16 protein-coding genes and 2 pseudogenes are annotated in these 20,445 nt (G+C 62.1%); 8 read left to right on the top strand and 10 right to left on the bottom strand.

Annotated elements, in window-relative coordinates; all coding sequences use genetic code 11:
• Positions 1 to 146 precede the first annotated feature (146 nt).
• The 3 genes and pseudogenes from B0G80_RS33890 to B0G80_RS33880 form a co-directional block, all read left to right on the top strand.
• Positions 147 to 1,184 carry a 3-oxoacyl-[acyl-carrier-protein] synthase III C-terminal domain-containing protein gene (locus tag B0G80_RS33890; protein ID WP_116122167.1) on the top strand — a complete coding sequence of 346 codons (1,038 nt, stop codon included), beginning with the start codon at positions 147 to 149 and terminating at the stop codon, positions 1,182 to 1,184.
• Between the two features lie 28 nt (positions 1,185 to 1,212).
• Positions 1,213 to 3,786 (top strand): hybrid sensor histidine kinase/response regulator, encoded by a 2,574-nt coding sequence (locus B0G80_RS33885; protein ID WP_116122166.1) that lies wholly within the window; start codon positions 1,213 to 1,215, stop codon positions 3,784 to 3,786.
• A gap of 486 nt (positions 3,787 to 4,272) precedes the next feature.
• Positions 4,273 to 4,401, top strand: a pseudogene (locus B0G80_RS33880) (SDR family oxidoreductase); the annotation flags it as partial.
• A gap of 28 nt (positions 4,402 to 4,429) precedes the next feature.
• Here the strand turns inward: B0G80_RS33880 and B0G80_RS33875 are convergent.
• The 7 genes and pseudogenes from B0G80_RS33875 to B0G80_RS33850 form a co-directional block, all read right to left on the bottom strand.
• Positions 4,430 to 5,506, bottom strand: coding sequence for a LacI family DNA-binding transcriptional regulator (locus tag B0G80_RS33875; protein WP_181920116.1), 1,077 nt, complete (start codon positions 5,504 to 5,506; stop codon positions 4,430 to 4,432).
• A gap of 104 nt (positions 5,507 to 5,610) precedes the next feature.
• The gene (locus tag B0G80_RS33870; RefSeq protein WP_116122165.1) at positions 5,611 to 6,585 is read right to left on the bottom strand and encodes a dihydrodipicolinate synthase family protein; all 975 of its coding nucleotides are present in this window, start codon (positions 6,583 to 6,585) and stop codon (positions 5,611 to 5,613) included.
• Between the two features lie 50 nt (positions 6,586 to 6,635).
• Positions 6,636 to 7,955: an MFS transporter gene (locus B0G80_RS33865; RefSeq protein WP_116122164.1), complete on the bottom strand. Its 1,320-nt coding sequence runs from the start codon at positions 7,953 to 7,955 to the stop codon at positions 6,636 to 6,638.
• Positions 7,956 to 8,013: 58 nt separating this feature from the next.
• Complete coding sequence (locus B0G80_RS46175) at positions 8,014 to 8,175, bottom strand: hypothetical protein (protein WP_181920115.1); 162 nt, start codon at positions 8,173 to 8,175, stop codon at positions 8,014 to 8,016.
• 360 nt (positions 8,176 to 8,535) lie between these two features.
• Positions 8,536 to 9,660 (bottom strand): annotated as a pseudogene (locus tag B0G80_RS33860) (IS701 family transposase); the annotation flags it as partial.
• Between the two features lie 75 nt (positions 9,661 to 9,735).
• Positions 9,736 to 10,233 carry a hypothetical protein gene (locus tag B0G80_RS33855; RefSeq protein ID WP_116122163.1) on the bottom strand — a complete coding sequence of 166 codons (498 nt, stop codon included), beginning with the start codon at positions 10,231 to 10,233 and terminating at the stop codon, positions 9,736 to 9,738.
• A 232-nt stretch (positions 10,234 to 10,465) separates the two neighbouring features.
• Positions 10,466 to 11,347, bottom strand: a complete 882-nt coding sequence (locus B0G80_RS33850; protein ID WP_116122162.1) for a hypothetical protein — start codon at positions 11,345 to 11,347, stop codon at positions 10,466 to 10,468.
• Between B0G80_RS33850 and B0G80_RS47400 the strand changes: the two genes are divergently transcribed.
• The 5 genes from B0G80_RS47400 to B0G80_RS33820 all read left to right on the top strand — a co-directional run bounded on the left by B0G80_RS47400 (position 11,342) and on the right by B0G80_RS33820 (position 17,250).
• Positions 11,342 to 12,010: a hypothetical protein gene (locus B0G80_RS47400; protein ID WP_258879113.1), complete on the top strand. Its 669-nt coding sequence runs from the start codon at positions 11,342 to 11,344 to the stop codon at positions 12,008 to 12,010. The two genes, B0G80_RS33850 and B0G80_RS47400, sit on opposite strands and share 6 nt — an antisense overlap.
• Positions 12,011 to 12,209: 199 nt before the next feature.
• Positions 12,210 to 14,375, top strand: coding sequence for an ATP-binding protein (locus B0G80_RS33840; RefSeq protein WP_116122161.1), 2,166 nt, complete (start codon positions 12,210 to 12,212; stop codon positions 14,373 to 14,375).
• Positions 14,372 to 16,021 carry a response regulator gene (locus tag B0G80_RS33835; RefSeq protein WP_116122160.1) on the top strand — a complete coding sequence of 550 codons (1,650 nt, stop codon included), beginning with the start codon at positions 14,372 to 14,374 and terminating at the stop codon, positions 16,019 to 16,021. The genes B0G80_RS33840 and B0G80_RS33835 overlap by 4 nt, the downstream gene beginning before the upstream one ends.
• Positions 15,999 to 16,631 (top strand): response regulator transcription factor, encoded by a 633-nt coding sequence (locus B0G80_RS33830; RefSeq protein WP_116122159.1) that lies wholly within the window; start codon positions 15,999 to 16,001, stop codon positions 16,629 to 16,631. Before B0G80_RS33835 ends, B0G80_RS33830 begins: the two co-directional genes overlap by 23 nt.
• 409 nt (positions 16,632 to 17,040) lie before the next feature.
• Complete coding sequence (locus tag B0G80_RS33820) at positions 17,041 to 17,250, top strand: hypothetical protein (RefSeq protein WP_116122157.1); 210 nt, start codon at positions 17,041 to 17,043, stop codon at positions 17,248 to 17,250.
• A gap of 55 nt (positions 17,251 to 17,305) precedes the next feature.
• On the opposite strand, the gene B0G80_RS33815 is transcribed toward B0G80_RS33820, so the two are convergent.
• The 3 genes from B0G80_RS33815 to B0G80_RS33805 all read right to left on the bottom strand — a co-directional run bounded on the left by B0G80_RS33815 (position 17,306) and on the right by B0G80_RS33805 (position 20,336).
• The gene (locus B0G80_RS33815; RefSeq protein ID WP_258879112.1) at positions 17,306 to 18,154 is read right to left on the bottom strand and encodes a transposase; all 849 of its coding nucleotides are present in this window, start codon (positions 18,152 to 18,154) and stop codon (positions 17,306 to 17,308) included.
• A 52-nt stretch (positions 18,155 to 18,206) separates the two neighbouring features.
• Complete coding sequence (locus B0G80_RS33810) at positions 18,207 to 18,515, bottom strand: hypothetical protein (protein WP_116122156.1); 309 nt, start codon at positions 18,513 to 18,515, stop codon at positions 18,207 to 18,209.
• 186 nt (positions 18,516 to 18,701) lie between these two features.
• Entirely contained in the window at positions 18,702 to 20,336 is a 1,635-nt protein-coding gene (locus tag B0G80_RS33805) for a D-alanyl-D-alanine carboxypeptidase/D-alanyl-D-alanine-endopeptidase (RefSeq protein WP_116122155.1), read from the bottom strand.
• Positions 20,337 to 20,445 lie beyond the last annotated feature (109 nt).

Here is a 20,445-nt window from a genome sequence, read left to right as displayed (position 1 = left end):
CACCAGACGCGACTTTTTTCATGAATCGCGGTGGACGCGTTAATGTACCAGCGCCGCGAGGCCGCGTATCTGGCGTCCCAGATACTCGCGTGCCATGGCGCAAAAGGTACTTCTACCCACCGCGTTAATTTATTCATGGATTCTTTATGCTTATCAAAGACGTAGCCGTCAGCTTGCCCTCCAGGATCGTGACGAACGAGGAAGTGATCGATATGATTCGATTCCATTCCAGGGACTACGAGGGTGATATCGACCGGGGGATGCGCACCATCAAGACCTTGCTCGACAGAAGCGGACTGGTCAACCGGCGCTGGTGTGAAAGCCACGAGTCGCCTATCGATCACGTCGCCATGGCGACGCGCAAGGCGCTATCGGAAACGTATCTGAAGCCGGAACACATTGAGCTGTTTATTTATGTCGGTATTGGACGAGGCTTCCTCGAGCCCGGCAACAGCCACATGATGGCCAGCACGCTCGGCTTCGTGAACGCCGAGTGTTTCGATGTGGTCGACGCCTGCATGAGCTGGACCCGGGCCATGGCGATCATCGACAGCCTTTTCAAGTCGGGTCAGTACAGAAGCGCTATGATTGTGAATGCCGAGTTCAATATGCTTGCGGGCGGCCCACTCTATCCGGGGAATTTCGCGTTGAAGAGCCAGGCTCAAATCGAATATACGTTGCCGTCGTTCACGATTGGCGAGGCGGCGACCGCGACTTTGCTCGTCGCCAAAGAGCCGGATAACTTCACCTTCGCGTTCCGCGCCAAGCCGGCAGTGTCGGATTTGTGCACCATTCCAATTCCCGGCTATGAAGGGTATTGCCACCCGACCGAACGGATCGGCAAGAACGGCGATATGCGTTTCACGTCATTCGGCCATGAGCTTCACAAAAATTCGGACGAGTTGTCCGCGGTATTGACTAAACTGCCAGTTCCCAAGAAGGACATCGACATCGTCTTCACCCACGCATCCTCCAAGGCGGCGTGGCAGGGTTATGGCGCCAAGGTGGGGATCGACGACAAGATGTATCACATCTATCCGGAGACGGGAAACCTCGTTTCGGCGTCGATTCCGGCTGCCATTTCACTGGCAAAAGACGGCGGGCGGTTGAAGAGAGGCGACAGAGTGCTGTGCTGGGTCGGCAGCGCCGGCATGTCGTTCAACGTCAGCAGCTTCAAATTCTGAGGCTGGGCAAGTCAAGATAAAGCACGACATGAGAGCCATTTCAGGGAGCATCCGTTATCTCAACCGACTGGTTTATGACTCGGCCAAGGTGTCGGACTACAGCGTGCTGGCTGTTGGCGTAATCGGTGCGATCGGGCATCCGTTATACTGGCTGTGGTGGACGTATATCGATCCTCAACCCAACGAAAGCCTGCCGATGCGCGTTATTGGTACGGCGGCCTGTACGCTGCTGCTATTGCACCGTTTCTGGCCCGCTTCGGTCGCGCGCTTCCTGCCGTGGTATTACTTCGTAACGGTAGCCTATTCGCTACCGTTCTTTTTCACTTACTACCTGATTGCCGGTCACTATTCGATGCTCTGGTCGATGGCCGAGCTCGGCATGGTGTTTTTCCTGATCGCCATTTTTCCGTCGGTCGTTGCGTTAGCACTCAATCTGATGCTGGGCATTGGTCTTGCCGTCTTGTGCGCCAGGATCGTCATTCCGCAATCCCTGCACGTGGACGGTCAGCTATTTCTCTACACGTATCTGCCGGTTTTCACGTTCGGCATTTTCGCCGGCCTTACGTTCAGCTACAGCAACCTGAAAGGCATCGTCGCGCAGGCAAAGAATGTGGCGTTTCGTGCGCTCGCCGGTTCGATCGCTCATGAAATGCGCAATCCTCTCAGCCAGTTGAGGCACGTGCTGGATCGCATGGAAGAGGCGCTGCCCGCGGTGACTGATGCCAGCCCGACGCCGGCCATGTCGCACGACAGGGCGGCATTGCTTTACCGGCATCTCGCCCATGGCCAATTGTCGATTGATCGGGGGCTGCGCATCATCGCGATGACACTAGATGAGGTCAGCGCGAAACCCATCCGCGCGGATCATTTCACCTATCTGAGCGCGGCGGCCACCACGCGTAAAGCGCTGGACGAATACGGCTTCGGCGATCAGAAGGAGCGCGCCAAAGTCCGGCTCGTGGTGCTGGACGACTTCATCTTCAAGGTCGACGAAACCGTCTATCTGTTCACGCTGTTCAATCTGATCAAGAACGCGCTGCATCACATTGCGGCGCATCCACTGGCGACACTCACGCTGACGATCGACCGCCAGACGGTGCTGGTTCATGACACCGGCCCCGGCATCGCGCCCGACCTCCTGCCTCATCTTTTCGAGCCTTTCCGCACCGCGGGCAATTCGGCGGGTACGGGGCTCGGCCTTGCCTATTGCCAGCGTGCAATGCGCGCATTCGGCGGCACGATCGCCTGCCGCTCGGAAGTCGGGAAATTTACGCAGTTCACGCTGCAATTCCCCGCGGTCTCCAGCCGCGAAGTGGCCGAGCATGAGCAGAAGGTTTTCGAGCGCGCCACGCCATTTTTTGCCGGCAAACGCATTCTCGTCGTGGACGACGATGCCGCTCAGCGGACGCGGAGCCGCCGCGCGTTGTCGAAGGTCGGCGCGCAGGTGAGCGAGGCGGAAAACGGCGAGGCGGCATTGAGGGTGCTTCAACAGTCGGCGCCGCACGACCTCGTGCTGATTGACATCAATATGCCGCTCATGGACGGCTACACCACGGCCGAGAAGATTCGCGCCGACCATCAACACCCGAACTGGAATGTTCTGATCGCCGCCTTTACGGCCGAGCCGGGCAATGTGACGCGGGTGCTCGCCCGCCGCGCCGGCATGGACGATCTGATCAGCAAATCCGCCAGCGCGGTGGAACTGATCGCGACGCTTCAAAAGCTTTTCGAAAGCGGCGATCGGCACGTTCAGAGCCACCCGTTCGACGGTTTCGCCGGCAAAACGATTCTGGTCGCGGACGACGACACCTATAGCAGGCGGATTGCCAAAGGTTATCTGGAGCGATGCGGCGCGCGCGTCGTCGAGGCCGAACACGGGCCGGACGTGCTGGCGAGGCTGGAGGAGAGCGACGCTGTCGATGCCATCGTGATGGACATGAACATGCCGGGCATGGGCGGCGTGGAAACGACTGCGTCGATCCGTGCTCGTGCCGACGCGTATGCCCGGATTCCCATCGTTGCATTGACCGGCCAGTCCGATATGAAAGCCGTGCAGACATGTCTGGCCGCGGGCATGAACGAGGTCATGGTCAAGCCCGTGCAGATCGGCGCGCTCTATGCGTCTCTTGCAAGACAGTTTGCCCAGCAACGTGCGTCGCAAGGGCCGAGCAAACCAGAACCGGCACAGACGCCCGCCGTGCAAGCCGCCAGGCCGGCGCCGATCAGGGAAGGCTCGCTGCTCGACGAGAAACACCTCGAAGAACTGGTGGCGCTCGATTTGCTGGACCAGACGTTCCTCAACGGCATCGAACAGATTCGCTCGACTGTGGCGCAACTCGCCGCCAGCGTGGCGGCCCGCGACCTCGAATCGACGCACGGCGCCTTGCACGTCCTGCTCGGCATCAGCGGCAACATCGGCGCAAAGGCGCTGCATCAGTTCGTGCGGCAGATCTATCCGCGCGTGGTGGAAGGCGAATGGCCCGCGGAAGCCGACTGGCTGGCGCAAATCTGCTCGCTGAGCGATCATTCGGCCCCCGCGTTGCGGACCTACTTCACTTCAGCCAAAGCGCGCGGCGAGAACGGGGACTCATTGGGCGACTAATCGACGTTAAGCGTCGGTCGGCGACGGCGGCGCTTATCCGCCTCGCGACGTGCCGGAGAATCGCGCTTCATAAGCCTTTGCTATCGGGCAAGCACGAAGCCGCCTTGGCGTGATTCGCAGGGGCGATCTACCGTTATGTCCATATCGGTGCGACAGCGATCGCGAGCCATGGCTCGACCTTCGCGGCGGGCGGATGGACGCGATCCAAGGTGCCGCGGTGCTGTCGTGCTCCGCATTGAACATGCGTTACCGGGAGCGCATGCGCGGGCCTGCGATTCGTGTTCCTCGACATTCCCTTGTCCGTGGCGATTGCGCGCGAGGCGGGATGGACCGATCATGAGTTTCCCGCGGCGCTGGTCGCGCGTCATTTCGATACGCTCGAGCCGCCTGTGGGCGAAGCCGGTGTACTGCATCTTTTCGCGTCGCGAGACAGCGCCTGCAACCTGAGAGCGGTCATGCAATGGTTGAGCAGGCCCGTGAAGCGTCACGGCGTCACGGCGTTGGGGCGACGTAGAAGATCTCGTCGGCGCCGAGGTCTTCCTGGCGAGCAACGCCTCGAACTTCGTCAACGGTCACGTTCTTTACGTGGACGGCGGCGTGACCGCCACGCTGTAACCCGTCGATGAGGCATCGCGCCGCGAGACTATCTCGCGGCCGGTCCCGTCGATTGCCTGAGCTGAAACAACGCATGCACCTCGTGCCCGTGCAGCGGACGCTTGCCGTCGAGCGTGTCGAGCAGATACTGTGCGGCAAGCCGGCCGATCTCGTAGGTGTCGACGCGCATGGTGGTCAGCGCGGGGCGGATCTCCCGCGCCATTTCCAGGTCGTCGAATCCAGTGACGGACAATTCGCCCGGGATCGCAATGCCCAGTTCCTCGGCCTCGCGCAACACGCCCAGCGCGATAGCGTCGTTGCCGCAGACGATCGCGGTGGGACGCTCGCGCGACGCTTGCCAGATCGTGCGCAGACTGCGCCGCCCGAATCCCATCGTCGATTCGCCTTCAAACATATGCTCCGGCCGCACCGCGAGGCCGTGACGTTCGAGTGTCGCGCGAATACCCGCGACGCGCGCCTGCACGCGGTCATTGTCGCGTGTCGGCTGGATGCAGACCGCGAACGCGCGGTGCCCAAGGCCGATCAGATGTTCGGTGATCTCCTCATAGGCCGCATGATTGTCGAAGCCGATGCAGGTGTGGGGACTGTCCTTGCGATACGCGTACGTCACCGCATACGGCACGCGGTAGAGCCGCAACGCATCGAACAGTTCTGGCGGATGAGCCTCGCCCACCACCGCCATCGCTTCCACGCCACGCGCCAGCATCGCGCGCACCTGCGTGAGCGCCTGCGCGGGGTCGTAATTCGAGCAGCCGAGCACCAGCGTGATGCCGCGCGCCGCGAACGCCGCCTGCATGCCGCTCACTTGTGAGGCGAACACGCGATCATCCAAGGTCGGAATGATGATGCCGGCGATGTGGCTGCGCGTGGAGGCGAGGGCGCGGCCCGCCGCGTTCGGAAACCAGTTGAGCGTGAGCGCGGCATGCTCGACGCGCTCACGCACGTTCGCGGAGACCTTGTCCGGCTCGTTGTAGACCCGCGAGACGGTCGCGGTGGAGACGCCCGCGAGCTTGGCGACATCGGAAAGCACGCTGCGGCCCGTGCCGCGGCGAGCGCGGTTCGTCTGGGTGCGGGCGGCGGCCGGCGGGTCGAGAGAGTCAGGCATCAGGTTGGAGCGCGCAGAGTGAATCGGGGAACGCCCGCCATCTTACCGCCGCGGACGCGCGCGGCAGCGGCGGCGGACGCTCCCGTGATCCGGAAATCTTCCAGTCAAACGCTAGCGGACCGGGCGGTCGCTCCGAGTGCCGCGATACGCCCACGGAAATGCTCAGTGCCGGCGACGATCTTGTCGAGCACCGCGTCCAGAGCCCAGAAGCGTTCGCGCACGTCGTAGTCGATCACGCGGCAGCGAATCGAGCCGAACGTGCCGATCCGTTGATGGTAGATCTTCGCGAGAGCCGGATAGCCGAGCGATTCGGAGACGGCGGCGAGCACGAGAAACGTAGCGAGCTCTTCTGCCAGAACCGGGTCTTGTGCCGCGTGGTTGCGCAGCCAGTTGTACAGATCCGGGTGGAAGTTCGTGAATACGCCGTTGAAACCGGCGGACCCCGCCTTCATCGCGTCCCACGCGATGGCCGCATTGGCGTTCAGGATTTTCAGCGGCGAGCCTTCGGCGAGCGCGACGCGCCGTTTGACCGTGGCGAGATCGCAGCTCACGTCTTTCAGCATGACGAAGCGGCCGGTATCGATGCACAGCTTCAGTTCGTCATCGGAGAGAAGACGGCGGTAGGGCGCGGGGCATTCGTACAAACCGAGCGGAATGTCGGACGGCAGGCGCGCGAGCAGTTGCCGGAGGTTCGCCGTGAACGTCTCCGTGCCCTGCTGCTTTGGATCGAGCCGGTTCGTCACCAGCACGATGCCTTGTGCGCCGGTGCTTGCCGCGACGTTGAGTTCCTCGGCCTGCGCGTCGGGGTCGTCGCTGATATGGCCGGAGACGACGACCGGGATGCGGCCCGCCACCTTGTCGACGACGAAGCGTCCCAGCGCGCCTCGTTCGGCGAGCGTCAGGAACTGCATTTCACTCGACTGCGCGACGGCAAAGAGCGCATCCGATCCATGCGCGAGATACCACTCGATCAGGCGTTCGAGTCCGGCGTAATCGATGGCGCCGGCGTCGTCGAATGGCGTCAGCATCACGGGGACGATGCCTTCGATCGACGTGGCGGCTGGTTTGAAGGTGGTCATGCGCGTGATCTCCCTGCAAGGGTTCGTTGAGTCGGGGCGGCGCGCGCGTTTTACGCGGGCGCTCGCACGGGTTCGGTTTGGGCGGACGGGTCTTCGATCGGCTTGCGCACCAGCAGGAGGTAGCTCATCGCTCCGACGAAGGCGATGCCCGCGGCCGTGAGCAGCGCGGGGACGAACGACCAGCTCTGGGCGATATAGCCTGTCAGGATCGGGGCGAGGGCACCGCCCAGAAAACCGCCGAAGTTCTGAATCGCGCCGAGCGAGCCGACACGGTTGGGCGGCGCGGCGGCCGTAGCGAGCGCCCACGAACTGGCGGATGCGGCATTCGCCAGAAAGATCACCACCGAGATGCACACGATCGCGATCGTGTTGCTCTCGACGAGCGCCGCCGGAATCGTGAACGCGACCATGCCGAGCATCGCGATCACCACCGCATTGCGGCGGCTCGCAACCGGGCTCGTGCTGCGGCTCGTGATGAGATCGGAGAACCAGCCGGCCGTCAGCGAACCCAGAAAACCGCAGAAGAACGGTATGGATGCCGCGACGCCCGTGTGCATCAGGCTCATGTGGCGTTCCATCGTCAGATAGCCGGGCAGCCACGTGAGGTACACCCAGTTCAGATAGACCGAGCCGAAGAAGCCGATCAGCATGCCCCACGTGGTGCCGTGCGAAAACAGCGAGCGCCATTCAGCGAAGGTGACCGTGGGTGCCGGCTTGCGGTCCGCTTCGTCGCCCTCGAGATAGTGCCGCTCGGCTTCGGTCATGGTCGCCTTGACGGGGTCGCGGTACACCGCGAGCCACACGAGCGCCACGACGAGACCGACCACGCCCGTCACGATGAAGGCCCAGCGCCAGTGAAACTGCACGACGAGAACCGAAAGGCACAGCGGCGCGAGCGCCGTGCCGAGCGGCGACGCCGAGTTGAAAATGCCGGTCGGTTTGCCGCGCGCGCGCAGCGGAAACCAGTTGCTGACCACCCGGGCCGCCGACGGAAACTGCGGCGCCTCGCCGATGCCCAGCACGATCCGCGCGAGGATGAACCAGCCGAAGGTGGAGACGAACCCGCCCGCCGCCTGCGCGAGCGACCACACGATCAGGCCGATGCCGAGCAGCTTGCGCGGTCCGATGCGGTCGACGAGGCCGCCCACCGGCAACTGGAACAGCGCGTAGCTCCACGAGAACGCGGAGAGCAGCAGTCCCATTTGTCCGAGCGACAGCCCGAGGTCGTGACGGATCAGCGGATTGGCGACCGCGAGCGTGCCGCGGTCCAGATAGTTGACGATGCCGCTCACCATCAGCAGTGTGAGCGCCACTATCTGGGCGCGGCGGATTCGCGGTGGCGCCTGCTCGAGGCTCGGTGTTGCGCTCATGATCGTTGTCTCCGTTTCATGTCTTCGGCGGGTGTGAGCAAGCCGCGCTGATGCGATGTCAGACGGCCGGAATGTGCGCGTCTATGTCGGCGCGCGTTGGATCGAGGTCCGCGCGCCTTCGGCGCATCACGCTGAGCGTGACGTCGGCCTGCGCGGGCAGCGGCTTCGTGCCGTTGTGCGTGTTAGCGCTTACATTTTGATTGGCTCTTGAGATGCTCATGAGATTTCCCTGCGAGTTTTTCTCCTAACAACCTGAATGATAGCGCTTACATTCTGGACCTCGTTCGGAGGAGATTGCAAGGGATGAAGCTGTATGGGAGCATAAACCCTGGCCGTCTGCGGACGAATGCCACGTTGTTGAGGGCAAAAGGCGACCTAGTACTACAGCCGTAGATCTGGGTAAACTGGAGGCACACATCCTCGTCTTCGGTAGTGGCACTGCTGGGCGCGGTACTGGTGTCGGCGCCGCCATGCCGAACAGGACAACACGTACGCGATAGAGTGGGCGCCGCGCCACAGGATGCGACAGAGCAGCCGGCGGATCTCCTGCACGCTGAGCGGCACCAAACCTTCAGGTGTTTTTTTTGCCGTGCACCCGCAGGGTGACGAGTACTGCATGGGCCAGCAGAGCCAGCGTGATGTGGCGATACCAGCCTTGCCATCGGCGCACCTCATACTGATCGAGTCCGCATTCGCCTTTGGTCGCCTCGAAGCCGGTCTCGATTTCCCACCTGCGGCCCGCGACGTTCACCAGGGTTTGCCGTGTGGCCTTGCTGCGCGGTGCGTATACGACGTAATACGCATGTTCGCGTTGCTCGTCCAGGCTGCGTCGCACCAGCAGGTAATGCCCGAAGCGGCGCTCCTCTTCGGTGATCTGCAAGCGCCACAGCGGAGTCAGCGCCCAGTCATACAGGCGCTCGCCCTTGGCGCCGGCACCCGCTGACAGGCGGCGCCATGCCCTTGCCGGCAGGGCCTCGGCGATCCGGTCTGCCCGTACGTACTCTGGACCTTTCCACCATAGGGGTTCGTTCTTCGCAACGGCCAGCACGAAAGACTGGCCGCGCGACTCGAGCCACAGCCGCAGGTGACGGTCACCGCCGTAGACTTCATCCCCCGTGACCCAGCCGCACGGCACCCCTGCGTCCAGCGCCCGCTCAAGCATACGACGCGCAAGCTGTGGCTTCGTTGCGAATTCCACCGACCCGGGAATGCCCGCTGCCTCGCAGCGCACCCGGTCATCGGTCCACACCTTGGGTACATACAGTTCGCGGTCGATGAACGCACTGCCGCCACGACCGGCATAGCAGAGGAACACGCCGATCTGGCTGTTCTCGATACGACCTGCCGTGCCACTGTACTGGCGTTGAACACCGGCCGAGTGCTGTCCCTTCTTGAGGAAGCCGGTCTCGTCCACAATCAGCACCGCGTCACGCTCGCCCAGTTCTTCCACTACATAGCTACGCAGCACATCGCGAGCGGCATCCGCGTCCCATTGCGCCCGCTCCAGCAGGTGCTGTACGCCATCGGGTGTCGCTTCGCCGATCCATTCGGCGAGTTGCCAGCCGTTCTTGCGCTCGACTGTACCCAGCAGGCCCTTCAGGTATGCGAGCGACCGCTGTCGGGGCTCCGGACGCCTGAACAGTTCCCCGAGCCGCTGGTGCAGTACCTCCAGTTCACGCTCCCACGCTTTTGCAGTCGAATGCATAGCCTTAACGTATAGTAATCCTTAATTATTTGAGTATAGTAAAAAAATCTACGGCTGTAGTACTAGGCTCGGCGATCAAGACGACTTCCGCAAGCGAGCGACAATCGCGTTGATCTGCAAGTCGAAGCGTTCGAACCATGAGCGAGCCATTTCCAGCTGCGCGTCGACTTCCTCAAAATGGGACGCATGGACTTCGGCCGTGCGCTCGGCGGCGGCAATTGCTTCAGGAGTCGTCTGCGAGCGAAACGCAAGCGCGGCGAGCGACTCGATCTCGCCGCAGTTGCTTTGGCTTTGACACATGAGTTCGGTCAGCATCGCCTTCAACATCTGCAACTGATCGTGCCATTCGTCTTCCGCGCGAAACAGCGCCGTGATGAGCGGGCCTGGATCGTCCGCGCGTGAGATGTTGGCCGCGGTGGACGCGCCCTGTCGCACGTGGTCCAGCACGGCAAGACAGCCTTCGGCGCGCTCGATCAGTTGCTTCGCTTTGTCATGCGCTTCGGCCATGCGCATCCTGAGCGCCGTCGCGCGATCGCAAAGCCGCGCCAGGAGGACGAACGTCTGCGACTTCACCTGTCAATGTCCATGTGTAGGGGTTCGTGAGTGGCGATGGATGATCCTGCCTGCATTCAAAACGACGTCGCCGTGGGAATCCGCGCCGCTTTTCCCTGTATACGGCGACGCCGCGATGCAGCTTGATGTCAGGATTTCCTGATTTTTGGCCTAGGCATAACCCTTTCAGCCGCCTGGCGTGGCGCGCGAAACGGCCCGGCCGGCAGTCGCTCGAACCGAGCCCCCGCCAGCGTCAGCTCATCCAGTACTCGTCTGGAATCCTCCGGTCGGCTTCGGAAAGGAAGGGGTTGTCGAGCGTGAAGGTCAACCGGGACGCGATATTTACGCGCGCGAGCGCATCCTGAATGTAATGATGGGTGTTGAACAGCCTCATGTACGCGCCGTTACGATACGCTGCGACGAGCCCCGCTTCGATGGTCTGTGCCAGTGCTTCATGGCCCGCTGCAACATAGAAAATGAAATCCGATCGATACTTCAGCAGCAGCCGGTTCTCGACCACGAGATCGGGCTCCAGGTGCTGGCGTCCTTCCAGTTCGGTAAATGCTTCCACTAGGCCGCGTGGGAAAAAGTCTACGCGGCCGCCTTGGGTCATCTCGAACATCGTGTCATAGGTCGAGGTCTGGACGTTCAGGCCGGCAGCTCTCAGGATTTTCGTATCGATCCAGCCGAGTCCCTGGCCGCACATGAACGCTTTGAGATCGGAGAAGCGTTCGACCTTGTCGAAATCGGCTTGCCGATCTTTCCGGATGATGAATACCCGGTGGCCGATCAGACCACGGTGTATCGGAATCCGCACGACGTTGCGGCCGCGCTCGGCCTGCGCCTCCATGCTCGTCCAGTGCAGATTGATCATATTGTCGGGGCCGGCCAGTTCGGCAAGCGCGCGGCCGCGTTCCATTTCGATGTCGGCCGATCGCAACGTGTACGAGGCGTTGGCCGTTTTCATGGCGAGATCGAGCACGGCGAGCGCAAACGCGGCTTGCACGTCGCGGGTAGGCCGAATGCGGGGATAGACGATGTCGAAGTGGACGGGCGGGTCGGCCGGGGCGGCGCGTGCCCGAAGCGTGCTGCCCGCCGCACTTAGCGCGGCCAGAACAAAGCGCCTGCGATGCATGAATGGATGGTTTCTCGAATCAGCCGTGACGCGCTCAAACAGGCGCTTGTCCGCACAGGTTCTTGCCTGGCTGGTGTTTCATCGTGCCACGTCCTGCCTGTGCTGACAAATCGTGTAATCCCTTTGTCAGCCAGCGCGATGCGATCTGAAACAGGTCGACGCAAGGCCCCAGGCGCGCGAACGCTCGTGCACGGCCATTCAGGATTTCCTGACGGCATATTCAGCGAATCGGAAGTGCATTTTTCCGCGCTTCCTGACTGTGTGACACTTTCGGCCTCCCTACGATGGTCTATCGAAATCGTCTATCTCAGTGGATCCGTTATGAACGGTCATTCGGAAAGCCGCGAAGTCGCGGTTGAATTCCTCAACGCCGGCTGCGAGCGCCTGTTCGACATCTGGTGTGAAAGCAGAAGCGTGATACCGCTCAGCTATCTGTTGCACTGCTGGCCGCTGCCGGACTGGGGGCACGCGTCCGTGAAAAAATTGTCGGACGGATTGCGCGAACTCAGGATGTCGAATCCCGACGCCCTTGGCGGCCGCGTGCGGCCGATCCTCGGCGAACTGACGTCATGCATCGATGAAATTCTGCTGTATCCGCGAATCTGCTTGCCGCCGGCGATCAACGATATGTCGCCTGTCGAATCGAACATGTACGTCATGTAGATTCACGTCAGCTCGATCGGAACGCGTTTCTCCCGGAAACACCACCGGCGCAGACCGGCAAATGAGAGTAACTGGCTGGCTGGGGCAGGCGAACCTCAAATCGCCGCCCTGCCGATGCGGCGGCCAACAGATCTGGGCCGCGCAGCGCGCAACGAGTGCAGAATAGACGAAACAAGAACCGTAGCACTCGCGGGGATGTATGAAGCACAACCTGTTCGACGCATGGTGGAGTTTGATCGGCAGCTTCAGGAGTAGCCTCGTCTCGCGGCTTCTCGTGACTGTGCTGCTGGTCAGTTGCGTCGTCACCGTATTGTTGACCGGCTTGCAGCTTTACAGCGACTACTACCGGGGCGTGGAGCAGATTGAAAATCGCCTTGCGGACATTGATCGCAGCAATCGCGACAGTCTCGCGGAAGCGCTCTGGCGTCTGGATGGTTCGCAGCTGCAATTGGAGTTGAACGGCATTCTGCGTCTCCCGGACATTCGTGCCGTGGAAATTCGTGAGGCGGGCAAAGAGGGGCAATCTGCTTATCTGAGCGCGGGCCATCGCTCGGCCGGTCCGGTCATCGCCCGCGAATTCCCGCTCTACTACAGCGTGCAAGGCAAGCAGCGCGAGATCGGCAAGCTCTACGTCGAGGCCACGCTGCTCGACCTTTACCATGAACTGACGCGTACCGCGGTGATGATCCTGGTCACTCAGGCCGCCAACACTTTTCTCGTCTCGCTGTTTATCGTCTACATTCTGTCCCGTCTCGTGATGCGGCATGTCGCGGCCATCGCGCGCATGGTGGAGAACTACGATTTCCGTGAACCGCCACGACCGTTCAGTCTCCAGCGGCGCAAACGGCGCGAGCCGGACGAACTGGATCGCGTGGCGGCTGCATTCAATGCGATGGGCGCGCGGTTGTATTGCGCGTATCGCGACGAGCAGGACACGGCGGCTGAACGCGAAGCACGCAATCTGGCGGAGGCGGCCAACCGGGCCAAAGGCGAATTCCTCGCGAATATGAGCCATGAGTTGAGGACGCCGCTGAACGGCATTCTCGGCTACGCCCAGATCCTCGAACGCGATGACACATTGAGCGAGCGGCAGCGCGAACGCGCTGCGTGCATTCGCCATAGTGGCGAACATCTGCTGACGTTGATTGAAGACACGCTCGATTTCGCGAGGATCGAAGCCGGCAAGCTGCGTGTCGAAATCGGCGACGTGCCGCTGGCGGGGTTTGTCGATGTCATTCGCGACATCATCGGCGTGAAAGCGGAGCAGAAGCGCCTCGACTTCATTTGCGACATCAGCGCAGAAGCGCCCGCCGGTGTCCGTGCCGATGAGCGGCGCCTGCGGCAGGTCATGCTCAACCTGCTTGCCAACGCCGTGAAGTTCACCGATTCGGGGTGCGTCAGCCTGCATATCTCGCGGTCCGAGCCGAACCGTGTTCGTTTCGAAGTGCGCGACACGGGGATCGGCATTGGTCACGATCAGTTGAATACGATTTTCGAGCCGTTCGAGCAGTTGGGCGCGGCCGAGCGGCGAGCCGGCGGGGCGGGACTTGGCCTTGCCATCAGCCGCGAATTCGTGCGAGCGATGGGTGGCGAGATCGAGGTGGAGAGCCAGATCGGGCAGGGCAGTACCTTCCGCTTCGAACTGCCGGCAGCGAACGTGGCACCCGTGTTGCGCAAGACGGCGGAGCCGGCGCCGCTCTCGTTCAGCGCGACGGGCTATGAAGGGCCGCGCAGGAAGGTGCTGGTGGTCGACGACGTCGAGATCAACCGCGCGATCATCGTGGATCTGCTGGGCCGTCTCGGCTTCGATACCGTCGAGGCGGAAAACGGCCGCGAGGCGCTGGAGGTGGCGCAGCGCGAACAACCCGCGCTGGTTCTCACGGACATCGTGATGCCCGAGATGAACGGCTTCGACCTCACACGCAACCTGCGCCAATCGCAGGAGTTCGCCAATGTCCCCATCGTTGCCATGTCCGCCAGCCCATCCGGGGTCAACCGGGTGATGAGCATTGAAGCGGGCGTCAACGCCTTCCTGCCCAAACCGGTCGACCTCGAAGCGCTACTGGCACAAATTGCCACTTTGCTCGGACTGACGTGGAGCCATGCGTCGCTGCCGTCGTCCGCTCGCGCAGCGACGCCCGAACTCAGTCTTGCGGCCGTGCCCCAGCAACAGATGGAAGAACTGCATCACCTTGCCCGCCTTGGCGATATGCATGAAATTATCGTCTGGGCCGAGAGTGTGGCGGCGGGCGATTCACGTTATCGCTCGTTCACGGCGCAACTCTGCGCGCTCGCTCGCGACTACCAGTCGAAAGCCATCCTTAATCTGGTCGAGCGGCATCTGAATGTCGAGCCCAGGCCATGAACGAGCTCAACACGGAGGCCGGCGAACGGCCGACCATTCTGATCGCGGACGACACGCCGGCGAATTTCGGCGTGGTCGTGGAGAGCCTGACGGACCGCGGCTTTCGGGTACTCGTCGCGCTGGACGGCGAAGAGGCGCTCGAACGCGCGCTGTTTTCTCAACCCGACCTGATCCTGCTCGACGTGAAGATGCCCGGCATCGACGGTTTCGAGACCTGCCGGCGGCTCAAGGCGGATCCGCGCACGCGCGACATCGCGGTGATTTTCATGACCTCGTTGACCGGCGCGGAAGACATGGTCGAGGGTTTCTCGGCCGGCGGCGTCGATTACGTGGCCAAGCCTGTGCGCGTCAATGAAATGATGGCGCGCATCGAAACTCATCTCGCCTTGCGCGTGATGCACCGGCAGCTCGTCGCGCAGAACCGCCTGCTTCTGAACGAGATAGCGGTGCGTCAGCAGGCCGAGACGGAACTGTCGAGCGCGCGCGATGCGCTGGAACAGCAGGTCGAGCAGCGCACGCGGCAACTCGCGGAGTCGAACGCGCGGCTGTCCGCCCAGGTTGAAGAGCGCCTTCGGGCGGAAGCGAAATTACAGGCGAGCGAAGCGCGTTTTCGCACGATTGTCGAAACCAGCCCGATCCCGCTGTGCATCACGTCGATGCCCGAAGGCATCATCCTGTACGTGAATGAACCGCTGCGAGAACTGTTCGGTCTCGATACCGGCATGCGCACGCTGACCAATATCGTCGACTTCTATATGGACCCCGTCGATCGTGACCGGCTCGTCTCGCATCTGCGCACGGAGGGCAGTTTCAACAACAGCGAAGTCCACATGCGGCGCGTGGACGGCTCCCCGTTCTGGGCCATGGCGACCGCGCGCGTCGCGACCTTCGGCGATGCTCCGGCGATCTACGTGGGCCTCAGCGACATTACGTCGCGCAAACGTATCGAACAGGAGCTGTTCGAATCGCGTAACCAGTTGCGCGAGTTGTCCGCGTATATGGAGGCGATTCGCGAGGAAGAGCGCAAGCGCATCGCCATGGAGATTCACGATGAACTCGGCCAGTTGCTGACCGCGTTGAAGATGGACGTCTCGCTGCTGAAAATGCGCCTCGGCCAGGATCCGGACGCGATGCGCAAAGCCGAGGACATGCGCGAACTCGTCGAAAGGACCATCTGGATGGTCCGCAATGTCGCGAACCATCTGCGGCCGGTGGCGCTGAACTTCGGGGTCGTGTCTGCATTGGAGTGGCTCGTGGAGGACTTCATTCGGCGCCATGGGATTTCTTGCCAATTGCATATCAACGGAGGCGAACCGGTGCTGCCGGAGACGTGCGCCACAGCGGTATTTCGAATCGTTCAGGCGTCGCTGACCAACGTCGGGCGCCACGCGCATGCAACGCGGGCCGACGTGACGCTGACCAGCACGGCGTCGGCGCTCAAACTTCACGTAAGCGACGACGGCTGCGGTTTCGATCCCGACATGGCGCGGACCGGGTATTCCTACGGACTGCTCGGCATGCAGGAGCGCGCGCGTCTGATCGGCGGCGCGATGACCATCGACAGTGCGCCGGGCATGGGCACCGCCATTTCCATTCACATTCCGCATACAGGCGGGGCAGAAAATGATCGACGTCCTGATTGCTGACGACCACGCCGTGGTGCGTGGCGGACTGAAACAGATTATCGCGACGACCTCGGATATCGTCGTCGCCGCCGAAGCCGCGCAAGGTTCGGAAGTACTCGACCGGCTGCGCGCGAGGCGCTTCGATCTCGTGCTGCTGGACATGACGATGCCCGGCATCAGCGGAGTCGATCTGATCCGCCGCGTACGCCTCGAGCAGCCGCCCTTGCCGATCCTCGTGCTCAGTATCCATAACGAGGCGCAGGTCGTGTCGCGCGCGCTGCGCGCCGGCGCGACCGGTTATGTGACGAAAGACAGCGATCCGGACGTGCTGCTCGCGGCGATCCGTAAACTGGCCGGAGGCGGGCGATTCATCGACCCGAAACTGGTCGACGCCATGGTGTTCGAAACGCATTCCGGCGATGCGCCGCCGCACGAGGTGTTGTCCGACCGTGAATTTCAGGTATTACGGATGCTGGCGGCCGGTCAAAGCATCAACGAGATTGCCGAATCGTGTTCGCTCAGCGCCAAGACCATCAGCACCCACAAGATGCGTCTCATGCAAAAGCTCGGCCTCAACAACAACGCCGAGCTGATCCGGTATGCGATCAGGCACGGTCTGGTGACGGAGTGACAGAGCCTTTAGGGATATCCTGAGGCGCGAAGCAGCATTTCCCGAATCAACAATCCGGCGCTGCTGACTGAAGAATCCTCGCCGTTGTCCCACGATTGTCAAATGGGAACCTGAAGTGCGGGGGCAGATGTGGATGCGACAAAAAGCTCACTACGCGGACTGCGCGAGAAATTATTGGCAACGGCGGGTACGCTACCAGTTCGTGTGCTTACGCTGCATGGTTCGCCGGACGGTCGGACTTGCCGGGTATGCGTCGAAATCAGGCGTCCGGACGGTCCGATCCTGCTGTTCTTCTTCCGGCACGACGATGGTACCTGGCACGTATTTCCGCCGGCAAAGGATCTGTGCAGAATGAGCTTCGAACCGCTCGCCAGTTGACGTGAACAAGGCCGCACAAAGGAGTTTATCGATGAACGCAGACAACCTGGGGACGCTGTCGGGCCACGAAACCAAATTGCGCGCGTGGCTGAGCGACTGGTACGACCACGCATTCGCGACCGGCTTCATCCGGCCGCCTTTCATACTCGACGACGCGACCGCTTTGAGGCTGGAAGGTTACTTCGACGTGGGCCTGACACCCGCGGAGGGCGTTAACGCGATCTTCGGCGTGGTGCATTGACGCAGCGGACGCGCCGGGGCATCCGCCGCGTCGATGCGTCGCGTCGATGCGTCGCTTATCCCGCGCGCGTTTTTTGCTGCCGGACGTCGCTGTCCAGTTCGGCGGCGTTGCCGTCTTCACCGCTTTCCTCGTCGATCCACCGCCAGGCCCATTCGAGCGCGTATTGCTGTGCTGTCTCGCAATTCTTGAAGCTCGGCCCGATCAGCCCTGAGCGCGCAACTCGCCGATCGTCGCGCACGATCTCGGTCCATCCGCGGAAACGGGCGTTCGCCAGCCGATCGGCGGCAATGTAGATGATGTAACCGCGCGGGTCGGATTCGGTTCGGCCTTTCGACGCGAGGCCCATCCATGGCGACGCGACTCGATGAATGGCAGGGAGGTGTGTCACCGGCGCGCGGGGTTCGACGCGCTCGGGTATGGCATGCTCGGAGTTGGCGGGGTGCGGGAGATCGCGCGCGAGATCCTTGAAAATATCCGCCGTTTGGGACGACTGCCATGTCTCGCGCGATGTCTGCCACGACGCCTGGTCTCTCCAGAACACCCGCCGAAAACCTTCGTCTCGAGTCTGGCGGTCGATGCCGCGCGTCACGGCGTTGCGGCGTTCCAGTGTCAGTTGCGGACCGCACCGAAACTTGCGGCCGCTGCTCGAAAGGATTCGGTACATCTGCGCAAGGGCGCCGCTCGAACGCCACGCCTCGAAGCGGTGCCGGCACGTCGGCACCGACGGATAGTGGCTTGGCAACGTGGACCAGGGATCGCCGGTTGTGAGTACCCACAGCACGGCATTCGCCACCGCGCGAACCGCTGCGCGTGGCCGGCCGCGCTGCCGGTGTATAAGCGGGGGATCGGCCAGGACGGGCGCGAGCAGTAGCCACTCTTCGTCACTGATTTCGTTGAAATGCACGCTGTCCTCCCCTACTTATTGCATTGCGCGGGCCCGGCTGTCGCCGTTCGCGCTACCAGCCGCTCGTCACCGACGTTGGCAGGGAGGAAAGGATCAGCAGATCGTCGACACAATCCGATAGCTCGCAGACTTCCTGAAAGGCGGCGTCGTTGGAATCGTGCAGATGTTGCCGTCTGAGCTCACGCAACGCGGTTCCGAGACGCCGGAGGGTGTCGGGGTCGCCGTTCATCATCGGCCAGCCCTTTAGCAGATACGTCAGCGGCACGACGCTTCTGGTTTCGCACCACCGGTCGAAGAGGCGCAAGCACATCGCATTGACGTGCTCGATCGAATTTTCTCTTTCAGACAGATACGGAACCATGGCAGCACTCGGACGAAGGACGATCGGCGTGCGTTCATCGTATGCGGCCAGTTTTCGCAGTGCTGTCAGGAGATCAAGAAAATGAGCGGGGCCGATGCTGAACTTCGGGTCAGGAAATCCTTAACCGGCCCGGTCTGCGTCTGTCGATGACCGGCTATATCGACGCAAAGAGCGGACGCGCCCGCACTACTGCAGTTTCCAGAGCATCGCCGATATCGTGCCTTCGTCCTGAAACACTGCGAGCACGTCGCTGATGCCCGAAATAGGAACGTTGTTCACCGTCAGTACGAACGCGATCCGGTGGCCGCTTTTCGCATCGATATAGCCGGCGAGGGATTGTCCTCTCAGGAACGGCAGCGATGGCGTGTTTGGGTTCTCCGTGACGTAAGTGCCGGTCTTCGCGTGCACCTGGCCTTTCGCCCCTGCAAGCGTCGCATCGGATTCGAAGGCGGTGATGGTGGCCAGCGATCCGTCCACGCCCAGCACCGGCAACGCGTCGAAAAAGGGCGAAAAGACCTGCGTCGTGCTCATGCCTCTGAGCATGGCGATGACCGCCGTGCCGCTCGCCGTCGAGTCGCCGCCGCCACTGCCGTCGATGAAGTGGTACTCGCTCGACGGTATCTTGAACGTGTTCGAGAGTTGGACCTGTTCCGCCGCTAGCGCGCCGGTCAGCGTCGTCGAACCGTCGCGTGCGAGACCGAACAGCATGAGGCTGGTGTCGGCACCGATGTTATAGCTGACCTTCATGACGTATCTGACGTATTGCTCATACGGTTGCGAAATGAGTTGCGCAACCTGCGTCGCGCTCGAATACGAGCCTCGCGCGGGCAGCAACTGAACCGGATTGGCGGCGACGGGCGTCGCCGAAACCGTGACACCCGCGCGCGCCAGCGCTTCGATGAACACGGTGCGAGCGTAATTGGAAGGCTGGGTCACGCGGAACGTGCGGATCAGCGGGTAGGCGTTCGTCAGTGGCGGTGTGAAACCCGCCGGCACGTTGCCGGTTATGTTGCCGATACAACCTGGTGAGCCGATGCACAACGGCAGTTCCGGTGCGAGTTCAATGTCCAGTTGCGAGGCCGCGCTGCCCGTCGCTAGCGTGGATTGCACGCTGAACGCGGCTGTTTTGGGCCGCCAGTCGAACGGAACGGCCGAGCCTTCGGCGCTCTGGTTCAGGGTGACGTCGACCACATCGTCATTGACGAAGATCGGCCGCACGTCGAATTCGCCGCGAAAGTCGAAGGGCTCGAAAAGCCGGTCGTCGATCACGACATCGCCATTGATCGTTTTGATGCCCGCCGCCGCCACTTGCGCCGCGAGGGAATTGAAGCCGGCAAGCGGATCGGGCGTGGCGAGTATGGCGTTGCCCAGCGAGTCGGCCTCGTTGTGATCGAAGTTCGTGATGGCGATCGTGCCGTCCGGGTTGGCTCGGCCGCCCATCGTCAGGTCGCCGCTTGCCAGCAGGATCAGATTGCCGGTGAGGGTGCCGCCCGCATCGAGCGTGCCCTGCCGGTAGACCGGCGTGACGAACTGGTGCCGCGCGCCCAGTTGATTCAGTGCTGAGCCGACCGAAAAGAGCTTGCGCACTGAGCCGATCAACATCTGGGCGCTCGAATTCAGGTCGTAGATCACGTGGCCCGAGTCGAGATCGACCACCTGCATCGACCAGGTCGCGTTCTTGTAGACCGGTTTTTGCATCACCTGCATGATCGAATCGGGAACTGTCGGACTCGAACTGAGCGAATCGCCGCACGACACCAGCAGAGCGGCGCTCGCGATTGCGGCCCACCGCGTCCACTGTCGATCCATTGTCGGGCTCATGGCATGTCTCCGGCGTTGGCTGGACTTGACCGCACTTGACTGTCCGTTAAGCGGCTCGACTCGCAGCGTATTCGGCTTCGGCGCTTGCGAGCGGGGCGCGGCTATTCGA

It is taken from the genome of Paraburkholderia sp. BL6669N2 (assembly GCF_003387275.1).
GTDB lineage: Bacteria > Pseudomonadota > Gammaproteobacteria > Burkholderiales > Burkholderiaceae > Paraburkholderia.
This window is presented reverse-complemented; position numbering and strand designations above follow the sequence as displayed.

Coding starts and splice junctions, on each gene's coding strand:
- B0G80_RS33835 (WP_116122160.1), top strand. CDS start 14,372: ATGAACGAGCTCAACACGGAGGCCGGCGAACGGCCGACCATTCTGATC.
- B0G80_RS33890 (WP_116122167.1), top strand. CDS start 147: ATGCTTATCAAAGACGTAGCCGTCAGCTTGCCCTCCAGGATCGTGACG.
- B0G80_RS33840 (WP_116122161.1), top strand. CDS start 12,210: ATGAAGCACAACCTGTTCGACGCATGGTGGAGTTTGATCGGCAGCTTC.
- B0G80_RS46175 (WP_181920115.1), bottom strand. CDS start 8,175: ATGAGCATCTCAAGAGCCAATCAAAATGTAAGCGCTAACACGCACAAC.
- B0G80_RS33870 (WP_116122165.1), bottom strand. CDS start 6,585: ATGACCACCTTCAAACCAGCCGCCACGTCGATCGAAGGCATCGTCCCC.
- B0G80_RS33830 (WP_116122159.1), top strand. CDS start 15,999: ATGATCGACGTCCTGATTGCTGACGACCACGCCGTGGTGCGTGGCGGA.
- B0G80_RS47400 (WP_258879113.1), top strand. CDS start 11,342: ATGCATGAATGGATGGTTTCTCGAATCAGCCGTGACGCGCTCAAACAG.
- B0G80_RS33885 (WP_116122166.1), top strand. CDS start 1,213: ATGAGAGCCATTTCAGGGAGCATCCGTTATCTCAACCGACTGGTTTAT.
- B0G80_RS33875 (WP_181920116.1), bottom strand. CDS start 5,506: ATGCCTGACTCTCTCGACCCGCCGGCCGCCGCCCGCACCCAGACGAAC.
- B0G80_RS33820 (WP_116122157.1), top strand. CDS start 17,041: ATGAACGCAGACAACCTGGGGACGCTGTCGGGCCACGAAACCAAATTG.
- B0G80_RS33805 (WP_116122155.1), bottom strand. CDS start 20,336: ATGAGCCCGACAATGGATCGACAGTGGACGCGGTGGGCCGCAATCGCG.
- B0G80_RS33810 (WP_116122156.1), bottom strand. CDS start 18,515: ATGGTTCCGTATCTGTCTGAAAGAGAAAATTCGATCGAGCACGTCAAT.
- B0G80_RS33865 (WP_116122164.1), bottom strand. CDS start 7,955: ATGAGCGCAACACCGAGCCTCGAGCAGGCGCCACCGCGAATCCGCCGC.
- B0G80_RS33850 (WP_116122162.1), bottom strand. CDS start 11,347: ATGCATCGCAGGCGCTTTGTTCTGGCCGCGCTAAGTGCGGCGGGCAGC.